The sequence below is a fragment of the Opitutia bacterium ISCC 52 genome (assembly GCA_014529675.2).
In the GTDB taxonomy this organism is placed as follows: domain Bacteria; phylum Verrucomicrobiota; class Verrucomicrobiia; order Opitutales; family UBA2995; genus UBA2995.
The window spans coordinates 2,101,440-2,122,576 of record CP076040.1 but is presented as its reverse complement, the minus strand read 5'-3'; the positions used below and the strand labels follow the sequence as shown (position 1 = coordinate 2,122,576).

17 protein-coding genes and 1 pseudogene are annotated in these 21,137 nt (G+C 45.8%); 13 read left to right on the top strand and 5 right to left on the bottom strand.

Annotated features, from left to right (window positions below):
- The first annotated feature begins 243 nt into the window (after window positions 1–243).
- The 4 genes from GA003_09065 to GA003_09050 all read left to right on the top strand — a co-directional run bounded on the left by GA003_09065 (window position 244) and on the right by GA003_09050 (window position 5,185).
- Entirely contained in the window at window positions 244–528 is a 285-nt protein-coding gene (locus GA003_09065) for a hypothetical protein (protein QXD30084.1), read from the top strand.
- A 7-nt stretch (window positions 529–535) separates the two neighbouring features.
- Complete coding sequence (locus GA003_09060) at window positions 536–1,372, top strand: haloacid dehalogenase type II (GenBank protein ID QXD30389.1); 837 nt, start codon at window positions 536–538, stop codon at window positions 1,370–1,372.
- A 278-nt stretch (window positions 1,373–1,650) separates the two neighbouring features.
- Window positions 1,651–3,510 (top strand): hypothetical protein, encoded by a 1,860-nt coding sequence (locus GA003_09055; GenBank protein ID QXD30083.1) that lies wholly within the window; start codon window positions 1,651–1,653, stop codon window positions 3,508–3,510.
- Between the two features lie 34 nt (window positions 3,511–3,544).
- Window positions 3,545–5,185 carry an altronate dehydratase family protein gene (locus GA003_09050; protein QXD30082.1) on the top strand — a complete coding sequence of 547 codons (1,641 nt, stop codon included), beginning with the start codon at window positions 3,545–3,547 and terminating at the stop codon, window positions 5,183–5,185.
- Here GA003_09050 and GA003_09045 read toward each other — a convergent pair.
- Window positions 5,182–5,829 (bottom strand): RluA family pseudouridine synthase, encoded by a 648-nt coding sequence (locus GA003_09045; protein ID QXD30081.1) that lies wholly within the window; start codon window positions 5,827–5,829, stop codon window positions 5,182–5,184. The two genes, GA003_09050 and GA003_09045, sit on opposite strands and share 4 nt — an antisense overlap.
- Before the next feature lie 117 nt (window positions 5,830–5,946).
- Between GA003_09045 and GA003_09040 the strand changes: the two genes are divergently transcribed.
- Window positions 5,947–7,443: a sigma-54 dependent transcriptional regulator gene (locus GA003_09040; GenBank protein QXD30080.1), complete on the top strand. Its 1,497-nt coding sequence runs from the start codon at window positions 5,947–5,949 to the stop codon at window positions 7,441–7,443.
- 18 nt (window positions 7,444–7,461) lie between these two features.
- Here GA003_09040 and galE read toward each other — a convergent pair.
- Window positions 7,462–8,450, bottom strand: a pseudogene (gene galE, locus GA003_09035) (UDP-glucose 4-epimerase GalE).
- Window positions 8,451–8,568: 118 nt separating this feature from the next.
- On the opposite strand from galE, the gene GA003_09030 reads away from it, so the two are divergent.
- The 8 genes from GA003_09030 (at window position 8,569) to GA003_08995 (ending at window position 16,256) form a co-directional block, all read left to right on the top strand.
- A complete protein-coding gene (locus tag GA003_09030) occupies window positions 8,569–9,804 on the top strand; it encodes a beta-ketoacyl-[acyl-carrier-protein] synthase family protein (GenBank protein ID QXD30079.1) in 1,236 nt (411 codons plus the stop codon).
- A 15-nt stretch (window positions 9,805–9,819) separates the two neighbouring features.
- The gene (locus GA003_09025) at window positions 9,820–10,080 is read left to right on the top strand and encodes an acyl carrier protein (protein QXD30078.1); all 261 of its coding nucleotides are present in this window, start codon (window positions 9,820–9,822) and stop codon (window positions 10,078–10,080) included.
- Window positions 10,081–10,143: 63 nt separating this feature from the next.
- On the top strand, window positions 10,144–11,514 hold the full coding sequence (locus tag GA003_09020; protein ID QXD30388.1) for an FAD-dependent oxidoreductase: 1,371 nt from the start codon (window positions 10,144–10,146) through the stop codon (window positions 11,512–11,514).
- Between the two features lie 101 nt (window positions 11,515–11,615).
- Entirely contained in the window at window positions 11,616–13,088 is a 1,473-nt protein-coding gene (locus GA003_09015) for an NAD(P)-binding protein (GenBank protein ID QXD30077.1), read from the top strand.
- 1 nt (window position 13,089) lies between these two features.
- Entirely contained in the window at window positions 13,090–13,527 is a 438-nt protein-coding gene (locus tag GA003_09010; protein ID QXD30076.1) for a beta-hydroxyacyl-ACP dehydratase, read from the top strand.
- A 9-nt stretch (window positions 13,528–13,536) separates the two neighbouring features.
- On the top strand, window positions 13,537–14,352 hold the full coding sequence (locus GA003_09005; protein ID QXD30075.1) for an SDR family oxidoreductase: 816 nt from the start codon (window positions 13,537–13,539) through the stop codon (window positions 14,350–14,352).
- Between the two features lie 3 nt (window positions 14,353–14,355).
- Window positions 14,356–15,387 carry a 3-oxoacyl-ACP synthase III gene (locus GA003_09000; protein QXD30074.1) on the top strand — a complete coding sequence of 344 codons (1,032 nt, stop codon included), beginning with the start codon at window positions 14,356–14,358 and terminating at the stop codon, window positions 15,385–15,387.
- Window positions 15,388–15,407: 20 nt separating this feature from the next.
- Window positions 15,408–16,256: an alpha/beta fold hydrolase gene (locus tag GA003_08995; GenBank protein QXD30387.1), complete on the top strand. Its 849-nt coding sequence runs from the start codon at window positions 15,408–15,410 to the stop codon at window positions 16,254–16,256.
- 9 nt (window positions 16,257–16,265) lie between these two features.
- Here the strand turns inward: GA003_08995 and malQ are convergent, their stop codons facing one another.
- The 3 genes from malQ to lepA all read right to left on the bottom strand — a co-directional run bounded on the left by malQ (window position 16,266) and on the right by lepA (window position 21,116).
- On the bottom strand, window positions 16,266–17,795 hold the full coding sequence (malQ, locus tag GA003_08990) for a 4-alpha-glucanotransferase (protein QXD30386.1): 1,530 nt from the start codon (window positions 17,793–17,795) through the stop codon (window positions 16,266–16,268).
- A 187-nt stretch (window positions 17,796–17,982) separates the two neighbouring features.
- On the bottom strand, window positions 17,983–19,248 hold the full coding sequence (lepB, locus tag GA003_08985) for a signal peptidase I (GenBank protein QXD30073.1): 1,266 nt from the start codon (window positions 19,246–19,248) through the stop codon (window positions 17,983–17,985).
- 65 nt (window positions 19,249–19,313) lie between these two features.
- Window positions 19,314–21,116, bottom strand: coding sequence for a translation elongation factor 4 (gene lepA / locus GA003_08980; GenBank protein ID QXD30072.1), 1,803 nt, complete (start codon window positions 21,114–21,116; stop codon window positions 19,314–19,316).
- Between the last annotated feature and the right edge of the window lie 21 nt (window positions 21,117–21,137).

Sequence of the window (21,137 nt, the reverse complement as noted above, 5' to 3'; positions counted from 1 at the left end):
ATTTTCAGAGAAGAGCGGGGAGGGGGTCTGCCCTGACGGACAGGCTGATTAATGTGTATTCCTTAACCCAGACAGAATTTTATTCTCCTGAGGCATAGATTATAGTCGGACAGAGACTGAGTAGCCCACACAGAATTTTTCTCCCTACAGGCTTTATACTCTCTATGACTTTTCAAAGCCACGGGATAAATTACTCATAAAATAAAATTGCCGATAAATTGAATCGTTAGTTAATTGGCGAGCATGATTCCCCTGTTTCGTATTGTAAGTTGTCTTATCGGTATTAACGCGCTTCTGATTCAAGCATTACCTGGGACGGTGATAAGCATCGGCGGCAATGGGACCGCAGATCTCCCACTTGGATGGTCTGTCACTCTTAATCTTAACGGAACTACATACATTGAATCTGGAGCAGGAGGTGTTTCAGTATTGTTTTCCTATCAGGAGTTTGCTGATAGTCATAAGACCATCCAGGCAATCAACTACGATGGCATTAATGCAGTTCTGAGTGCTGATTTGGAAAGGTGAGAACGATATGACGATAATTGGAAGGCGATCTTTTTTGAAGAGCTCAACGATACTGACCGGTGGCAGTATTGTCACAAGCTTTGCAGTTTTGTCCGCGGGTCCAGGATTTGGCCAAGGGGTGCCCGGCAATTCACAATACGGTGTCAAAGCGCTTTTCTTTGATATGTTCGGCACAGTTCTTGATTGGCGCACGGGTGTCGCGCGATCAGTAGAAACCATACTTAAACCGCTAGGCTACTCGCTCGACTGGTTGGCCTTCGCGGATGCCTGGCGCTCCTTATATGGGCCGGGAATGGAGGAAGTCCGTTCTGGCCGCATTCCATATGTAAATCTGGATGTCGTGCATCGTCGAATGCTTGATATGGTTCTCCCACGCTTTGACGTCACAGGCTTGTCGGAGGACGTCCTGCATGATCTTAATCTCTCTTGGCACCGTCTTGACGCTTGGCCAGACGTTGCGAGTGCACTTCCCCGATTGCGCAAGAAGTTTCTTTTGGCGCCAGTATCCAATGCGAATATTAGATTGATTGCCGATGTTGCACGCCGCAATGACATCCGTTTTGATGCGACCCTCGGCGCAGACATTGCTAAGGACTATAAACCTAAGGCACGTGTCTATCAGGCGTCGGCGGAGGCGCTTGAGTTCCATCCCAGTGAATGCATGATGGTATCTGCAGCGTCACATAACGTAGATATGGCCGGTGCTGCAAAAGCTGGTTTGAAGGTTGCAGCAATTGAGCGTCCGGATGAGTTCGGCCTGGGGAAGAGTCCGGTAATTCCGAAAGTTCCTGTCGATATCATTGCCAAGGATTTGAACCAGCTAGCTGAAATACTGGGGGCATGATCCGGAACCGCGAGTCCAATTCTGTTGCATGTTTGACGATTAATCCGAATCGAATAGGTTATATTTTAGCGCTCTAAATTAAGGCCATGCAATGAATCCGCTTAAGATTATTCTCTTCCTCTCACCGTTGGTGCTGGGAAACATTGGCCTTTCCAAGGGATTAAGCCATTTTCAGGTACCTTATGCGCGAGTTCCTTATTTCCATGAAAAGGTCAGGTTAAGTACGGGATTTGTCTTTTAGTCTACGGAAGGGATACTCATGTTAATGGTTTTTATTCATGAGCGCGATCAATTCATTCCTTCTCGAACATAATCTACGGATTCACGACAACCCCTGTATCAGTCCAGACTTTTGTTTAGATTGGGAGTCTCTACAGGCAAATATTTCATCGAAAAATATTACCCGCCATGAACCGAGTCATTTTTCGACAGGACACGGAATGTGGTCTTTGGTCGAAGATCACCTCGGTGATCATGCTTGGTGTCTTGAAGCATTGTTTGATGATGCTATCGAAGTACTTTCCGACGGTGTTCAGATTGAGAATTGTTTCTATTTCCCGGCTAGTTTTGAAAACCTGATCAAGGTAAAGAACATCGTTCAAAAAGATACCATCGACTGCACGATTTTCCCAAGAACTTCCAAGGAGCTTGGAAATAGCACTCTTGGCATAGGCGCACGCTTTACGACCCTCCACTGGCCAGGAGTCGATTGGGCAATGGCGCAACTGGGAATCGGGCTTACTGCCAATCAAAATAGTATCCCAAGGGAACTGGTCTACGATGTCGACGTGATGTTGGCTGATGAACTGGAAACGGTTCCCTTTCCATTCATTGGGACGGATGTTCCGGAAGGACACCAAGGCCAGTCTGTCGAGGGCATGAGTCACGGCTGTGTTTTGCAAAAACTGAAAAGTGGTTTTCATCACCGGCGAATCGCATGGAGCTTCAATGCCGACCATCAACCCATCGGCGGGAAGTACGACATACGCGAAGATGCACTGGTAGCTGGTTGCTTATTCGCTTCATACATCACTTTTGACCTATCTCCAGAGCTCGCTGAAACACTGGTGCCTGACAGCCAGGAAAGGAGAGTCGACTATGTGCAGAAGGAAATAGAGACTTCATTGGTCGATACGGTTCGCTCAAAAGTAAATCAACTCGGTCTATCATTGGACGAGGCAGAGTTTAATGAACTTCTCTGTTATGTCTGGCCTGCCATGAAAAAGATGAAGGTTCGGGATGATAAATACCGGGCCGCCCGGGAAGCTGCTTTCACAAACGAGGAAGGCCGTGCCTACTTGCGGGAATTATCAATCGATGAGTTGCCAGGACTTACGAGCCCAGAAACAACAGGGATTATGCTCTCATTATGTGAAGCAATGGGCATGTCGGCAGATTTTGTGGCACCTGCATTTGGTTTCCAAAAGAACATGCCATATCCTGATAATAAGGAACTGGAAGAGATGATCACTCGCCAATGGGTTGTTTGTGAAAAACTGGGCGTCAGCATTGGTTTTCATTCTGGTTCAGGAAAATCAGGAGAGAATTACAAAGTGATGGGTGACGTGACTTCTCAGAATCTCGAGATTAAAACCAGTGGTCGTTACACCTACGAAATGGGTGTCGCGCTCAGCCAATCGAGTGACACCAGTGACCAAGCTCTATGGAGGGATTGGTATGCATTCACCATTGATTTAGCTGTGGCAGGAGCATTCAGCGCCGATCCAACAGAACAAAAAATGGCCCGTGAATTCATTGTCGATGCCCTCAACTTTGAGAAAACAAATACGGAGGTGTTCGAGTCAGCTGCCAGCACTAGAACGGCCCTGGAAGCGCTAAGACCCAACCCAGATCATATGTTCTGGTTTGAATACAATTTCCTCTACGTGCTGGCTGCCGATGGGGTAGCTGAAAAGTCCTCTTTAGGTGATCACTCGCCGGCAGGATACAAACAGAGGGCACGTTTTTATTCGATCAGCGATGAAGGTCGCCTTCGATACGCCGTCAAAGTGGCTGAGTATATTTGTTTTCTCGCCGATACCACTGGGCTGGTAGATGCCCAGGTTTGCCAGAATGTGAAGTCCAAACTCTCAAATTACGTTTCTTTCGACAATTTTATTGCTGATATTCACCCGTAAAGCCTAAGTCTGTGGGGTTCCTTCACCATTTAGTATGAAAACCTCTATAATCATTGATCCTAAAGATACCGTAGCTGTCGCTTTAGAAGACCTAGCACCTGGAATTGATGTTTCTCCAAACATCAAAACCGTCGAACCCATCCAGGCGAAACACAAAGTAGCCCTTAAGGACTTTCAAAAAGGCGACCTCATACACATGTATGGAGTAACCGTCGGGATTGCGAATGAAGCTATTCCCGCTGGCGGATTACTGACCATAAACAATATTACCCACGAAATTGATAGCTACTCTGCGTCCCAGCGTGAAGTGATGGCCTCATGGACCGCTCCGGATATATCGCAATGGAATGGTAAAACCTTTGACGGCTATCACCGATCTGACGGGCGCGCAGGAACTCAAAACGTCTGGTTGGTGGTTCCTCTAGTATTTTGTGAGAATCGGAACATCAATGTGATGCGGGAGGCCGTGGCTGAAACCTTAGGAATGGGGCAGCGCAGTCGCTATGAAAGCCTATTCAAGCGCATGGCATTCCTAAGAGAGCAGGGGGCCAGCCGCGAGGAGTGGCTAGCGGAAGAATTACCTGCCGGTCTTGGAGCCAGTTCCAGACCGTTCCCCAATGTAGACGGAGTTAAATTCCTTACTCATGGAGCTGGATGTGGAAGCGTTTATTCAGATTCTCATGCCTTGTGCGGTTTATTGGCCGGCTACATAACCCATCCCAATGTGGCGGGTGCTACCGTTTTGAGTTTGGGTTGTCAGCAGGCCGAAGTCAGTCGCTTACAGGAAGAAATTGACAAACGTGATCCTGGTTTTGATCGACCCCTCCATATTCACACTCAGCAGAAAAGCGAGTCAGAGCAGATGATGCTCACCCAGTCCCTAAAAGATATTTTTGTAGGCCTCGATGATATTAACCAATTAAAAAGAGAACCTGCTCCCTTATCCAAACTGACCATAGGGCTGGAATGTGGAGGCTCTGATGGATTCTCTGGCTTGTCAGCCAACCCAAGCCTGGGTCACATGTCTGATATGCTAGTAGCATTGGGGGGAACTCCTATTTTGGCAGAATTCCCCGAACTGTGTGGGGTCGAGCGCGAACTATTGAATCGTTGTGTTTCAGACCCGGTGGCCAAGCGTTTTCAGGATTTGATGAATACCTACTCGGCTCGTGCAGAAGAGGTGGGGTCAGGGTTTTATGCCAATCCTTCCCCTGGAAATATCGCCGACGGATTGATCACGGATGCCATCAAATCTGCCGGGGCCGCAAAAAAAGGTGGCACTTCGCCTATTGAAGATGTGCTGGATTACCCAGAGATGGCGACCAAACCGGGCTTGAACTTACTGTGCACCCCTGGCGGAGATGTGGAATCAACCACCGCACTTGCCGGAGCCGGATGCAATATCATCATTTTCACTACCGGACTGGGTACGCCTACCGGAAATGCGGTTACCCCAACCATAAAAATGGCCACCAACACCAAACTGGCTGAATCCATGAGTGATATTATCGATTTTGATGCAGGCCCCATTATTAGAGGTGAAAAATCCATTCCTGAAATGGGAAATGAATTGCTGGACCAGGTTGTCGACGTAGCCAGTGGCAAGTTCCAACCTGCAGCGGTTCGACTTGGACAGGACGATTTTCTGCCCTGGAAAAGAGGCATATCGCTTTAGTCCATTTGAACTGGGCAATCCTTTAACCAATGCGATTGCCAGTAATCCGGCAAGGGGGCTTCTATCCGCAAATTCTCTTGGGTCGTAGGGTGCTTAAATAAAAGTTCTCGGGCGTGTAAGGCCATCGAAGGCAGATCTTCTGTCCTTTGACCGTATAACCCATCACCTGATATCGGACAGGACTTGAATGCACAATGGAGCCGAATTTGATGAGTCCGGCCTGTTTTGGGCAGCACCTGCAGAAGGCTTCGGCCATTCCAAGATGCCAATCTCCGAAAGGTCGTAATTGCCAGCTTCCCTTCATCGGCATTTTCCCAGGCCGCTCCCGTGGTTCTTCTAATTCTAGTTTCAATTCGATTCCAGGCCTTTGCCCATTCTCCATCCACGCAAGCCAGGTAAGTTTTTTTTATCTGACGCTTGGAGAATTGTTCATTGATGAGTCGTAGAGCTGATTTTGTTTTAGCAAAAATGACCACACCCGTTGTATCTCGGTCTAATCGATGACAGGCGTATACACGCTGTTGCCCATTTTTAGACAACCATGACTCTGCTGACTCCTTACCATCCTTGGTAGGGCCTTCAGTGATGGTGCCTGCTGGCTTACTGATTACCAGTAATAGAGCGTCTTCAAAAAGGATCTTCATTGTCTTTTGAACCTATGCGATTTGCATATGAGAATTGACCCATCTTTTGTTTAGCCTATGCAATGGCAAAAATCCTGCTGTAAGATAGGTTAAACCCAACTGACCAGGAGAAGATCTATGGAAGGAATGACTGCAAAAATTTTGATTATCGATGACGACGATGAAGTTCGCTATTCACTGAGCCGTGTCTTACAAACTCGCAATTTCGAAGTAATAGAGGCTGGCAGTGGTGAAAAAGGGATAGAAGTCGCTGCCAAGGAGCTACCGGATATTATTTTTCTCGATAACCGAATGGGGGGCATCTCGGGACTGGAGACACTCCAGCATCTCATGGGTGACCGAGATAGCTGTCATATCATAATGATGACGGCCTATGGCACTACTCAGACAGCCATTGAAGCCATGAAATTTGGAGCATTCGACTACATCATCAAACCCTTCGATATGGAGAAGGTGATGTCGCTCATCGAAAAAGCACTGGAAGCGAAAGCCGACAGAGAAAGCACGGAGGAGTATGAACCTCTCCTAAATAGCGACGACTATAAGGAGGGCATAGTGGGAAGTTCTCAGCCCATGCAGGAGGTGTTTAAGCAGATCGGGCAAATTGCAGCCAGTGAAGTTACTGTCCTGATTACCGGCGAAAGTGGAACGGGTAAGGAATTGATCGCCAAAGCCATTTGCCAGCACAGCCTTCGATCAGGCGGCCCCTACATCGCGGTCAATTGCGCTGCTATCCCGGAAAACTTGATTGAGAGTGAGTTATTTGGGCATGAAAAAGGTGCGTTTACAGGGGCGGCTCAAACTCGAAAAGGTAAATTTGAGCTCTGCGATGGAGGCACCATCTTTTTGGACGAGATCGGTGATATGGAACTCGCGACCCAAACAAAAGTGCTGCGCGTATTGCAGGAAGGGGAGATTCAGCGAGTAGGGGGCTCTGAAACCCTTAAGGTCAACGTCCGTCTGGTTGCCGCGACCAACAAGGACTTGGAAAAGTTGGTCGAGGACAAAGATTTCAGGGAAGACCTCTACTACCGACTCAATGTAGCCCGCATACGCCTGCCGAATTTAAAGGAGCGAAGCGCCGATATCCCTGAGTTAATAGACTTCATGCTCCAGCGCCTCGCCAAACAAGGGAAAAGTCGAATTAACCGCATTAGTGCAGATGTTCGCTCATTATTAGAACAGTATCCATGGCCTGGCAATGTGCGTGAACTTGAAAACGTAATAAATCGCGCATCAGTCCTGGCGCAGGGTGATACCATACTTTCCAAAGACCTTCCTTCCGAAATTCATGATTGGGCAAACGAGCGCAATTTGGATCTGAAGAAATTGTCGACTTCTACGGAAGTAAGTTCGGACGCTCAAGATGAAGACGAAAGCACCACTGCCACTGATCCAGCCCCTTCGGTGCTGAGCATAGAAGACAGCTATGAGTTGCTTTACAAAAAACTCCGAGAAGGGGCCAACGAAGACATTTTGACCCTGATCGAGCATGCCATGATTGTTCGAGCGCTGGAAGAAACCGGCGGAAATCAGGTTCGCACTTCAGCCATCCTTGGCATTACTCGAGCCACGCTTCGCAAACGAATCGAGCAGTATAAAGAAGAGCAATGACGCAGCATCAGAAGGGTCTTAGTCATCAAATCCATCCGGATGACTCGAGTTCCACTTCCAGGCGGTTTCTACGATAGCTTCTAAGTCAGGAAATTTGGGTTCCCAACCCAAGATGTCGTTAGCCATTGTCGAATCGGCAAAAAAGGCCGGAGGATCACCGGGTCGACGATCCGCATATTCAAATGGAACGCTTAGGCCACTCACTTTTTCTACTGTTGAAATCACTTCCTTCACTGAGGAGGACTTCCCAATGCCTAGGTTGAAAAAGAGCTGCTGACCTGGTTCTTCAAGCTTCTCAAAGGCAGCTATATGGGCACTGGATAGATCATCGACATGCACATAATCCCTCAATCAAGTGCCATCAGGCGTGGGGTAATCATTGGCACATAGTTTCAAACTGCTTCTTTGCCCAATAGCAGACTGGATCGCGAGGGGGATTAAGCTGAATTCAGGATCATGATCTTCACCAATTGATCCATCCTCGGATGCGCCAGCCGCATTAAAGTAGCGAAATACGGCAAATCAGAAATCGGTAGATGAAGCATATGATCTGAGGAAATTCTCTATATCCAGCTTCGTCTGACCGTAAGGATTGATCGGCTTCTGAAGGTGGTTTTCGGTGATGGGCAAATCTTCTACGATGCCAAACGTTGCGCAAGTTGATGAAAAAATGAATTTGTTTACCCCTGCTTTCTTCATAGAGTTTAACAGATGAATCGTAGCAGCTACGTTGTTCAGGTAATACATCATCGGATCCTGAACGCTTTCACCAACCGCCGCAAAAGCAGCAAAATGCATGACGATGTCTATTTTCTCATTTTCCAGGATGGCAGGACAAAGCCTTCATCACCCAAATCGCCTTGGTAAAAGGGAACATCACCAGAAACAGCCTTTCGATGACCCAAAACCAGGTTATCAACAACTACTGGTTGGTGGCCTGCAGAGATAATCTGACGAACACAGTGACTGCCTATATAGCCGGCACCACCGACAACAAGAATCTTCATCAATAAATAGTGCCAATTTGAGAGGTGAAGCAGAATCGGAACAGAAGGTATCTATACGGGCAATATTAACCTTTTAATTTCCCAAATCTTTAACTTACATCGACTGTTTAATCCCACTATGTCCCACCATCGAATCGTTATCACTGGCATTGGCCTGACTGCTCCCAATGGAAATACCCTTGAGGAATACCGTGCCAACTTGCTGAACAAGGTTTCCACGATTCAGAATATCGAAACCCGTTATATGGGCACCGTCCATGCGGGCGTATGCGATTTTGATCCACTGAAGTACCAGACCAAGAAAGCGGTCCGAATTGGCACCCGCGCTGGAAGCGTAGGAATTTATTGTGCTAATGAGGCAATTACCAATTCGGGTATTGACTGGGAAACCTTCGATAAGAGCCGAGTTGGAGTCTATGTAGGAGCGACAGAGCATGGCAACGTAGAGACAGAAAATGAAATCTTCAATATCTCCAAATATGACTACGATACACGATTCTGGACGCATCACCATAATCCACGGACCGTAGCCAACAATCCTGCCGGAGAAATCACAATTAATCTCATGATTACGGGGCCGCACTATGCCATAGGCGCCGCATGCGCAGCCGGTAATGCCGGGGTAATTCAAGCCTGCCAGATGCTGCAACTGGAAGAGATCGATTTCGCGTTAGGAGGTGGCGTCAGTGAAAGCATTCATACCTTCGGTATTTTTGCCGCCTTCAAAAGCCAGAATGCACTGGCAACGCATGAGGATCCAACGAAAGCGAGTCGACCCTTCGACATGGAGCGTAATGGCATAGTCGTGAGTGAGGGAGGATGCCTTTATTGCCTGGAACGCTTGGATGATGCGAAAGCCCGAGGAGCAAACATCATAGCGGAGGTTTCAGGCTGGGCGTTGAACTCGGATGCCACCGATTATGTTCTACCTAATCCAGAGCGGCAGGCCCAATGTATGAGAGCCGCGTTGAAACGCGCAAATATTGAAGGTTCGGACATTCAGATCGTTAACACGCACGCCACTTCTACGAAGCAAGGGGATATTCAGGAATGTGAGGCGATTGGGGAGGTTTTTGGCAAAAGTGATTCTACCTATATTAACAACACAAAGAGCTTTATCGGCCATTCTATGGGAGCGGCTGGAGCGCTTGAATTAGCAGGAAATTTGCCGGCTTTTATAGATAAAATGGTCCATCCTACAATTAATGTTGACGAGTTGGACCCCCAGTGCAACGTGGGGAACCTTGTAATCGGAGAACCGGTTGAATTGGACCGAGTTGATGCCATTTTCAACAACTCTTTTGGCATGCTGGGAATCAATTCTTCGCTTGTCGTGACCCGGTTTCAGGACTAAGTAGATTTACAGACAATGACCAAAGACGACATCAAGAATATCGTTTTAAAGATAATCGCAGAAATCGCTCCCGATGAAGACCTTACTGACATTTCACCAGATGTGCGTCTCAGGGATCAATTGGAACTAGATTCCATGGATTTTCTGGATATTGTGATGGAACTGCGGAAGCAACACGGCATTGAGGTCCCTGAATCCGATTACCAGGAGCTAGCATCACTAGATAGTTGTGCCAATTACCTCGAGCCGAAGTTCGCAGCCCTTCAAGGCAGCTAATTGAACTTCGCTATAAGGAAACCTGATCTAGACCACTATGATGTGGTCGTAATAGGCGCCGGTATGTCCGGTATGGCCGCTGCCATTCGTCTCTCGCACTTCGGCAAATCAGTATGTCTGCTGGAGCGTCACAATGTAATAGGAGGGCTCAACAGTTTCTACAGTATTGAAGGTCGAGCCTATGATGTAGGGCTACATGCCTTAACTAATTACGTACCTTCCAGTGTTAAAGGAACTCCGCTAGGTAAGATCATTCGGCAGCTTCGCATTTCTCGCGATGAATTGGACCTCAATCCGCAGGCATTTTCCCGAATTGCATTTCCAGGAATTGACCTGAAGTTCGGAAACGGATTTGCCTTCCTTGAATCGGAAATCGAACGGGAGTTCCCCGATCAAATGAATGGTTTTCGAAAGCTACTAGCTAAGATCAACGAATGGGATGACAATGAGCTCGATTACCCAGATGTATCGGCGCGAGCAGTGGTTGCTGAGTGCCTGACTCACCCCGTCCTTATAGACATGCTTTTTTGCCCGTTGATGTTCTATGGCAATGCACGAGAGAAGGACATGGAATTCGGGCAATTCGTCATCTTGTTCAAATCGCTTTTCTACGAGGGATTCGCACGGCCTTTTGAAGGCATAAGAGTCATGATGCGAATTATGAGGGCCAAGATGAAAGAGGCCGGAGTAGAGCGATGCATGAAATTGGGCGTTAAAAAGATTTTTTCTGACAGCCAACGAGTTACGGGCCTAGAACTCGACAATGGTCGAACCATCACAGCAGAAAAGGTTATTTCATGTGCAGGATGGCCGGAAACGTTGCGAATCTGCGAAGGCTATTCTGAACAAGGGCTAGAGGAGAATGTAGGGCGTTTGAGCTTCACGGAGACCATCAGCATACTGAAGGATCAGCCAAGAGACCTTGGGATTGAAGATACCATTGTTTTCTTTAATGACTGGGAACGATTCGAGTTTGAATGCCCCAAAGAAGCCGTAGACCCGAGAAGTGGGGTCATTTGTATGCCTAACAACTATGAATACTCAGATGGACGGCAACTAAGCGAAGGAATCATTCGTTTTACCGCTCAGGCAAATTACGAGACCTGGAAAAAGCTGGGACCAGAAGAATACTATTTAGAGAAAACCCGCTGGTTTGATAGAATTGGCGAGTCCGCGTGCAAGTTCCTGCCTGTAGACTCATTCAAGACCATTCGATCAAAGTCGATCGCCACGGATATGTTTACACCCACTACGGTGACAAAATTCACTGGCAGACTAGGGGGAGCCGTATACGGATCGCCTATAAAGAATAAACCGGGCAAGACTCATCTGGATAACTTATTCATTTGCGGAACCGATCAAGGATTCCTCGGAATTGTAGGCGCCATGCTCAGTGGAATTACTGTCGCAAATCTCTACGGACTCAGAGACTAACTCCGGAACTTCAGAAACCGCTATTTTCCAGGCGGAACAGTTGACGTAGGCAGGACTTTCCCTTTACCCATAAGGGCTTATTTTATTCCATCCACTTGTACATGGCAAAAGACTGGTTAGAAGGTGTTGAAGACGAATACGATGCAGTCGTAATCGGTAGCGGTTTGGGCGGCTTGTCCGGCGCTAACTACCTCGCTAAAAATGGGCATCGAGTGCTACTGCTCGAGCACCATTATCAATATGGTGGATTAGCGACATGGTTTAAACGCCCTGGTAGACACATTTTCGATATTTCGCTTCATGGGTTTCCGATCGGCATGAAAAAATCATGCCGAAAATATTGGACCAAGGAAATCGCTGACATGATCGTTCAGCTCAAGAATGTGCGATTCATTAATCCGCAATTCAATATTTGGACCACCTTTGATCGTGTTGATTTCACAGACAAATTGGTGAATCATTTCGGAGTCGATCGAGACCATGTAGAAGGATTCTACGATCACCTCAGAGGAATGGACTTCTTTGATCAGGACGATCGAACGACGGGCGATTTGTTTGAAGAATTCTTCCCTGGACGGAAAGATGTACATCGCTTGTTGATGGAACCCATTACCTACGCAAATGGATCAACGCTTAACGATCCGGCGATCACCTACGGTATTGTCTTCTCCAACTTCATGAGCAAAGGCGTTTTCACATTTAAATGTGGAACCGACGTACTCATAAATAAGATGGTCGAAGAAATGAAGTCGAACGGTGTCGAATTAAGAAAAAATGTCCTGGTTGAAAAAATCGAAGTAGCAGGGGAAGGCGATGAAAAGCACATTACTGGCGTGGTGCTTCGCTCACGAAAAAGCGAAGAGACACGTTTCATTCGCACCAAATCAGTCCTTTCTAATGCAAATATCGTTGGGACGATAAAAGGTCTAGTTGGGGAAGAGCACTTTTCTGAAGATTACCTGAACGAAGTTGAACCTGTTCGAATAAATAGCAGCTCATGCCAGATCTATATTGGCATAAAAGAAGGAGAGACAATTCCAGATATAGGAGATCTCGTCTTTACTTCAGAAAGCGAAGAATTCAGTAGCGATGAACTTGTGGATTTTAATACCACGAGTCGTACTTTTTCAGTTTACTATCCTGATACCCGACCGGAACTCGGTCGAACAACCATCGTCACTTCCATTAACGCCACTTTTGAAGACTGGGATAAACTCAGTGACGAAGAATATGAATTCCATAAGAATCGCATCATAGAGGAATCCGTCGTAGCATTGGAAAAATATATCCCAGATGCGCGTAGTAAAATTAGCCACCTTGAAGCTGCGACTCCAAAAACGGTGGAGAGCTACACTCGCCATCCATTGGGCACCAGTTTTGGAACTAAATTTGAAGGACTGCCTGTCTCGATGAATTTACCAGACCAAATTGCAGGCCTTCATCATGCAGGTTCCGTAGGCATTATCATGTCAGGCTGGCTAGGTGCTATAAATTACGGAATTATCACGGCCAACAAAATGGACAAATTTCTCTATAACCTAAATAAGGAAGCGGTTAATTCCGCTGCCGTTTAATATGTCATCCGACGAAGTATTAAGAGCCATTCCACATAGACCACCCTTTCTATTTGTAGATGAGGTTGTTGAAATGCGAGAGGATGGTGCCATCACTCAGTTTACAGTTCGCGAAGACCTCGACTTTTTTCAAGGACACTACCCGGGAAACCCTATCATGCCTGGTGTGATCATCTGCGAGGCAGTTTTTCAAAGCGCTGCTGTATTTTTAGTACAGAAGTATTCTGGAGATTACGAAGGCAAACAAGTCACTCCTGTTTTAGGCAAGATTATGAACGCTAGATTCCGCGAGATGGTTCGACCGGGTGATGTTTTGACAATCGAGGTGAGCATAAAAGAAAAGATGGGGATGTTCTTCATCTGCAAAGGAGTCGTGAAGAATGGAGACAAACGGTCGCTGAACCTTGAATACACGCTCGCTCTAGTTGAAGGAGATTAATTTGCGATTATGAGCTTTTTAAACTTAGAAGGCCGGGTAATCCTGGTAATGGGTGTGGCCAACCGGAAATCAGTAGCTTTCCATATTGCAAAAACCCTGGAAGAGGAGGGTGCTACGGTCATTTATAGCGTTAGATCGGAAGCCAGAAAAGAAAGCCTCAACAAACTCCTCCATGGTAAACCGGTTTATATATGCGACGTTGAAAACAAAGAGGAAATAGATGCTTTAGCAGAAGCTGTCACAAAGGACTTCCCCGATCTTAATGGAATTGTGCATTCCATTGCTTTCGCCAATTACAGTGAAGGCATAAAACCTTTCCATGAGACAAAAAGAGAAGACTTTCTTCAAGCGACTCAAATATCATGCTTTAGCATTGTTGAAGTCGTAAATGCGTTTAAGTCAAACCTAACAGATGACGCCTCCATTCTTGCGATTGGCATATCCTCACATCGAGTCACTGCTGAAAACTATGGCTATATGTCTCCCATAAAGGCAGCGCTCGATGGTGCCATGCGGTATCTGGCAAAATCATTCAGCTCATCGACAAACGTACGATTCAATACTGTAAATCCGAGCTTATTAAAGACGAGTGCTTCAGCGGGCATTCCGGGATACCTGGAGAGCTATTTGTATTCAGAAAAAATTACATTCAGGGGTAGGGCAGTCCAGACTCAGGAAGTGGCAAATGCTGGAGTTTTTTTACTGAGCCCAAGCTCAAGCGGTATCAATGGAGGCAATATAAAAGTCGATGCCGGCATGGATTGTAATTACTTCGACAAGGACGTGGTGAGGCTTGCGATGCGTCCGGAGAGACCGGAATCCTGATTTATGCGTTTTAGCAATGTAGTCATTGAGAGTATCGCCTATGATACGCCGCCAGAAGTTCTGAGCTCGGAAGCGATTGAAGAAGAGCTGAGCGAAACTTACGAAAGATTACGGCTTCCCAAGGGACGCCTGGAATTAATGACGGGCATCCAGGAAAGACGTTTTTACCCGGTAGAAACCATGCCATCAAGCATCAGCGCAGCTGCTGGAAAGGTTGCATTGGCAAACAGTCGTTTTGACACAGATAGTTTCGACCTGGTTGCGCATGCGGCTGTCTGCCGTGACAAAATGGAGCCAGCAACCGCATCTTATGTGCATGGATTACTTGAAATGAGCCCCAAAGCCCAAATCTGGGACTTGTCCAATGCCTGTCTGGGGTTTCTAAATGCACTGACCTTGGTTGGCTCTATGATTGAATCAGGCCAACTCGAGAGAGCCTTGGTTTGTTCTGGTGAAAACGGAAAGTCGCTCATGGATTGGACGCTTGGTGAGCTAAAAAAACCAGAGCAAACCCGGAAATCTGTTAAGCCTTATTTTGCAAATTTAACAATCGGTGGCGGCGGTGTAGCTGCTGTTCTTTGCAGAAAGGTCCTGGCTCCTGAAACTCCACAGCTGCTTGGTGGTAGCGTTAGAACCGATTCCGCAAGTAATTTACTTTGTGAAGGCGGAGCTTCAGGACAGGGAGAGCTTCAAATGCTAACTGATTCGGAAGAGCTTCTAAAGGCCGGAATTCAATTGGCCCAAACAACCTGGAGGGCATTTCTGGAAGAAAATGAATGGGATGCTGGAGATATCGATCGTTTTATATGCCATCAGGTAGGTTCAGCTCATCGAAGACAGTTATTTGAGGCCTTGAATTTAAACCTGGATAAAGACTACATCACTTATCCTTCATGGGGCAATGTAGGTTCGGTATCATGTCCTCTAACTTTAGCAAAAGCAGTTGAAGATAAAGCGGTGCAAGTTGGCGATAAAGTCGCGCTTCTTGGAATTGGCAGTGGATTGAGCAGCTTGATGTTAGCCATTCAGTTTTAGTAGTGGAGATACCAGAGCACATTCAGTCCGAATATCCCTTCGATCAAAACGAGGCGTCTGTTGGTGATTGTCACCTGAACTATGTTGACGAAGGCCAAGGACGAGCGGTCGTTATGCTTCACGGGAATCCGACTTGGTCATTTTATTACCGAAATGTAATCAAATCTTTGCGTGGCAATTTCCGATGCTTGGCTTTGGATCACATGGGATGCGGATTATCCGATAAGCCTCAAGATTATCCCTATAATCTTAAGCAACACATTGAAAATGCGGTAAGATGGATTGAGGGGCTGGACTTAGAATTTTTCGACCTGATCGTCCATGATTGGGGCGGGGCCATTGGCATGGGCGTAGCAATGGCGTTGCCAGAGAAAGTAAGGAAAATTGTTATTTTAAACACCGCCGCGTTCTATTTACCACGCATTCCCAAACGCATCGCCCTGTGTCGCATCCCCTTGTTGGGTGATTTAATCGTCAGGGGCTTTAACGGATTCGCGGGATCAGCTGTCAGCATGGCAGTCAAGAAACCGCTGACCAGTATAGAAAAAGACGGTTATCTGTTGCCGTATAATAACTGGAAAAACCGGGTCGCTACTTTGCGATTCGTCCAGGATATTCCTACCGATACCAGTGACGAAACTTTCAAGCTGTTATCTGAAATCGAAGCCTTTTTACCTCAACTAATAAATAAACCCATTTTGCTTGGTTGGGGCATTAAAGATTTTTGCTTCAACGATCTATTTCTCGAGAAATGGAAAAACATTTTCCCAAATGCGAAGGTATTGTCTTACCCGAATTCTGGGCACTACATTCTGGATGATGAAAGAGATTCGCTGATACCCGAAATCTCCTCATTCCTGACTAAATAATTGTATTTATCAGCGACCGTTCAGCTTGGCTAAGCTTGCCAAATAATCTGAGCTCTCATTCATCAAGGCCTCCAGTTGCCAGGTCTGATATCGCCATTGCCAATTACCAAGGGCATTACCCGGTTCGTTCATTCGCGCAGAGCCATCAAGACTCATGAGATCTTGAAGTGGGATGACAGCCAATTTCGAAACTGAACGATAACAGGATCTGATGAAATCCCAACCGACATTCTGGCCGTCGACATCATAATATCTGCGCACGTGATCCTGGATAACATCACCGGAGGTTTCGTACCAACTTATCGACGTATCATTATCATGGGTACCTGGATAAATGACACTATTCTCCTTTAGATTATGCGGCAGGTAAAAGTTGTCACTACTGCCGCCAAAAGCAAACTGAAGAACTGCCATACCAGGAAGGCCGGTATCCGCCAACAGGTCAGAGACTTCAGGAGTTATATGACCCAAATCTTCGGCAATTATCTTAGCTTTGGGGAGCTTTTCTTTGATCGCCTTAAAGACGGCAAGCCCAGGCCCTTTGACCCATTTCCCCTCAGCTGCTGTTTTTGCTTTAGCAGGAATTGACCAATACGCTTCAAACCCACGAAAGTGATCAATCCGAACGACATCATACAATTGAAAGGAAGACTCAAAGCGATCAATCCACCAAGAATATCCATCAGCCTTCATTGCTTTCCACTCATATAGTGGATTTCCCCAAAACTGACCATCTTTCGCGAAATAGTCTGGAGGACAACCTGCCATAGCTTTGGGTTTTCCTGTCTTTTTATCTATTTGAAAATACTCTGGGTCACACCATACGTCGACACTGTCTAAAGATACAAAAATTGGTATGTCTCCAATGATTTGAATACCCTTACCATTGGCATATTGCTTTAGCTCTGACCATTGTTTGAAAAATAAAAACTGGTAGAATTCATGTGATTCTGCCGATTTAATAACTTCTAGTTCTAGATCTTTATCAGATAACGATTTAAATGATCGAAAAGCATTAGGCCATTCGAGCCAACTACGACCTTCAAATTTCTCCTTAAGCGCCATGAACAACCCGAAAGGCTTGAGCCATTTCTCCTGTTTAATTCTGAACGAATTGAATTCTTCAGTGAGTTTATGTTTAGGAGCTTGTTCCTGAAATGAATGAAAAGCTTTCTGTAGGACTAACCATTTAGTTTGATAGAGTAGGCCAAAGTCAGTTCGACTGCTTGGCATAAACCTAAAGGGCTCAAGGTCCGCATCGCTTAACAATCCAATGCCCACCATTATCTTGAGATCGATCAAATAAGGATTACCCGCAAAAGCGGAAAATGTTTGATAGGGTGAGTCGCCAAATCCAGTCGGACCGAGTGGGCAAACTTGCCAATGCGTAATGCCGGATTTTTCAAGAAAATCTATGAACAGTCGGGCAGAATGATCCAGGGTACCAACACCTTGGTCTCCTGGAAAACAAGTTGGGTGAAGAAGAACACCAGTTCCTCGTTCTGTAAGCCAATTAAATAATGGGAGAATCTTCACAATATAGTTTCCGCCAAATACATGGCTTTATCTCAACATCCTTCAATTTCTTTTTAAACAGAAAACATACGGCGGGGGATCATTTTCACAGCGAAATGACGCCAACCCTATATTAGACATAATATATATTGTGCGTCTTGAGATAATTTCGCTATATTCCACTTATTTTCCTGAAAAACAGTATATTCGCCTATTTGGCGATACCCCAGCGATGCGTGAAGGGATAATAGATGAACATCGCTTTGCCGACCATTTCTCTTTTTGGAACGAACCCCCAGTAACGACTATCAGAACTGTGCGGTGAATTATCACCCATAGCGAAGAAATAATCTTCTGGAATGGTCACAGTTGTATTAGGATTATTCAAATAATGTTGTCTACTCAATCCTCTGTATGAGTAACCAGGATACTTTTCTTCCTGAGTAGCATTCTTTTCAAATGCAGAAGCCCCAGTTATCAATTCACCATTTCTGTATAGTTTTGGTGCTTTAACTTGCAGCTCGTCCCCAGGAACTCCAACCAGGCGTTTGATGTAATATTTATCTGGTTTTTCAATCGTAGGAATATTCTCCGTTTTAAAAACAACCGCTTCGCCAACGTCAGGTCTTTTGAAGTGATATGAGATTCGATCTACGAATAACGCATCTCCGGTATGAATTGCAAATGACAGCGCCGACTTTCCTTGTTTAACTTCTCTTCCTGTGCGGAGAAACAATCTTCCACGAATCCTAACAATTTTGGACTGTATTTTCGGATCCTGAAGCAATTCGCTCCATTCACGATCATCTTCAGGAAAATAAGCATCCTTGAATGCTTCGTATGGATAAAATTCTCCAGGAACTGTAAAGGTCGTCTCTTCTTCACCTACACGAATTGTGAATTCATTTAAAGTCGTTGGAAACAAAAAGAATTTTCTACCAGGAACTCTCTCAAAACTGCGGACCGGCACCAAGACTTCTCCTGAATCTGGAGCTACGACATCTCTCCTAAGTGTGCCCCAGGATAAAAAGCGCAATAGGTTTCCAGCGCTACTGGGCGAAGATCCATCTTCGTAAACCTCATGAGTCATTCCATTGTAAGAAGGAAACATGGAATTGGTTGGGATCTTAAAAGGTTGAAGAAAAAAGGTTCGTATAGCTAAAGCCACAATAGCGGCTACAAGGAACATTTCGGCATTCTCTGCCCAAAAACTTTGTGGATAAAAATAGCCGCCTACTTCTTTTCGTTTGAGTACAGATTCCAGCTCTTCGGAAGCCAAACGAACTTTCCCCCAGTCTTCATCCCCTTTTTTCTTTAACGCCTTATTAAGGATCGAGGATGTATCATGAAGATCTTTCATGTTTTCCGCAGAAATAATGTCTTTCCTGAAGTGATAGACTTTTTCTGCTAAGCGGAGCCAGTTTTCTGCCTGTTCCCTGAGCTTCTTATGATTCTTCTTTTTAAAAAATGCGTTCACTTAGCCGTATCTGTGGTTTGGGGTTAAACCGGTGAAATGTTCAAATAATCAAAAATACTGCAGCTTTAATTTGAATTTTTGAGGATATCAATGAATGCCTCTTGCGGGATGGAAACTTTGCCGATCTGTTTCATCCGCTTTTTTCCTTCTTTCTGCTTCTCTAGGAGTTTCTTTTTTCGCGTAATGTCTCCTCCATAACATTTGGCGGTCACATCCTTTCGAAATGCGCTTAAGGTTTCCCGTGCGACTACCTTACCGCCAATGCTCGCCTGGACGGGAATCTTAAACATTTGGCGAGGTAGAATTTCTTTCAACTTCTTGCACAGTTCTCGCCCCTTACTCGGCGCCTTATCTATATGAACAATGGACGAAAAGGCATCAACAGGTTCCCCGTTAACAAGAATATCTAGCTTCACTAATTTTGATCGCTGATAGTCGGTGAACTCATAATCCATTGAGCCGTACCCCTTTGTGATACTCTTAAGCTTGTCGTTGAAATCGACCAATACTTCGTTGAGCGGCAGCCTGCAGGTCAACATTAGCCGAGCCTCATCTAGCGTTTCCGTATGCTCGCATAGTCCGCGCTTATCCATGACCAAAGCCAAAATGTCCCCAATGAACTCACTGGGTATATGGATCGTAGCCTCGATCATAGGTTCTTCCATATAGTCAATCGTCTCTGGATCTGGAAGATTTACCGGATTGTCGACTTCCAGGAATTGATGATCCGTAGTCTTTAATTTGTATACAACACTTGGATACGTGGCTATGATGTCTAAATTGTACTCACGGCGGATACGTTCCTGGACAATTTCCATATGAAGTAATCCGAGAAATCCGCAACGAAACCCATATCCTAAAGCAACTGAGCTCTCTGCCTGATAGGTAAACGCGGCGTCATTCAGCCGCAACTTGCCCATACCTGTTTTTAGTTTTTGGTAATCGGAAGTATCAATTGGGTAAATACCACTATAGACCATGGGGCGCACTTCTTGATAGCCAGGAAGCATTTCTTTGGCGGGATCCTTTTCCAAAGTGATGGTGTCACCAATCTTAATATCGGACACCGCTTTGATGTTCGTCACAACATAACCGGAGTTCCCCGCTGTAATTTCATCCACGTCTTTCATCTGAGGCGTAAAGATGCCAACCTCTTTGACTTCCGCTCTTACCTCATCGCTCATCATCTGTATCTTGTCGCCGCGCTTCAAAGTTCCGGAAAACATTCTTACGTAGCAGATCACTCCCTTATAGGAGTCATAAACTGAATCAAAAACAAGGGTACGTGTTTGCGGGTAATCTGCTAATCTAGGTGGAGGAACTCTATCCACTACAGCTTCCAGGATTTCTTCAATTCCAATCCCCTCTTTGGCACTCGCTAAAACCGCTTCTTCAGAAGGTATAGCCAGGATTTCCTCCAGTTGATGTAAACAGAGGTCCAAATCAGCGCCCGGCAAATCGATTTTGTTGATAACCGGGATGATCGCCAAATCCTGAGACAGAGCCAGATGAGCATTTGCAACCGTTTGAGCTTCTACGCCTTGTGCAGCATCAATAAGCAGCAAAGCGCCTTCTGCAGCTGCAAGACTTCTAGATACTTCATAAGAAAAATCAACATGCCCCGGAGTATCAATGAGGTTAAATCGGTATTCTTTACCTCTCGTGGACTTGTAGATCATACTCACAGGATGTGATTTGATCGTAATCCCCCTCTCCCGTTCGAGATCCATTGAATCCAATAACTGATCCTTCATCTCGCGCTGCACAACGGTTTCGGTATGTTCGAGCAATCGATCAGACAGTGTAGTTTTCCCATGATCAACATGGGCGATAATGCAAAAATTGCGGATGTCAGAAAGTGGCGGCATAAAATAGCGCGAAGTCGCTTT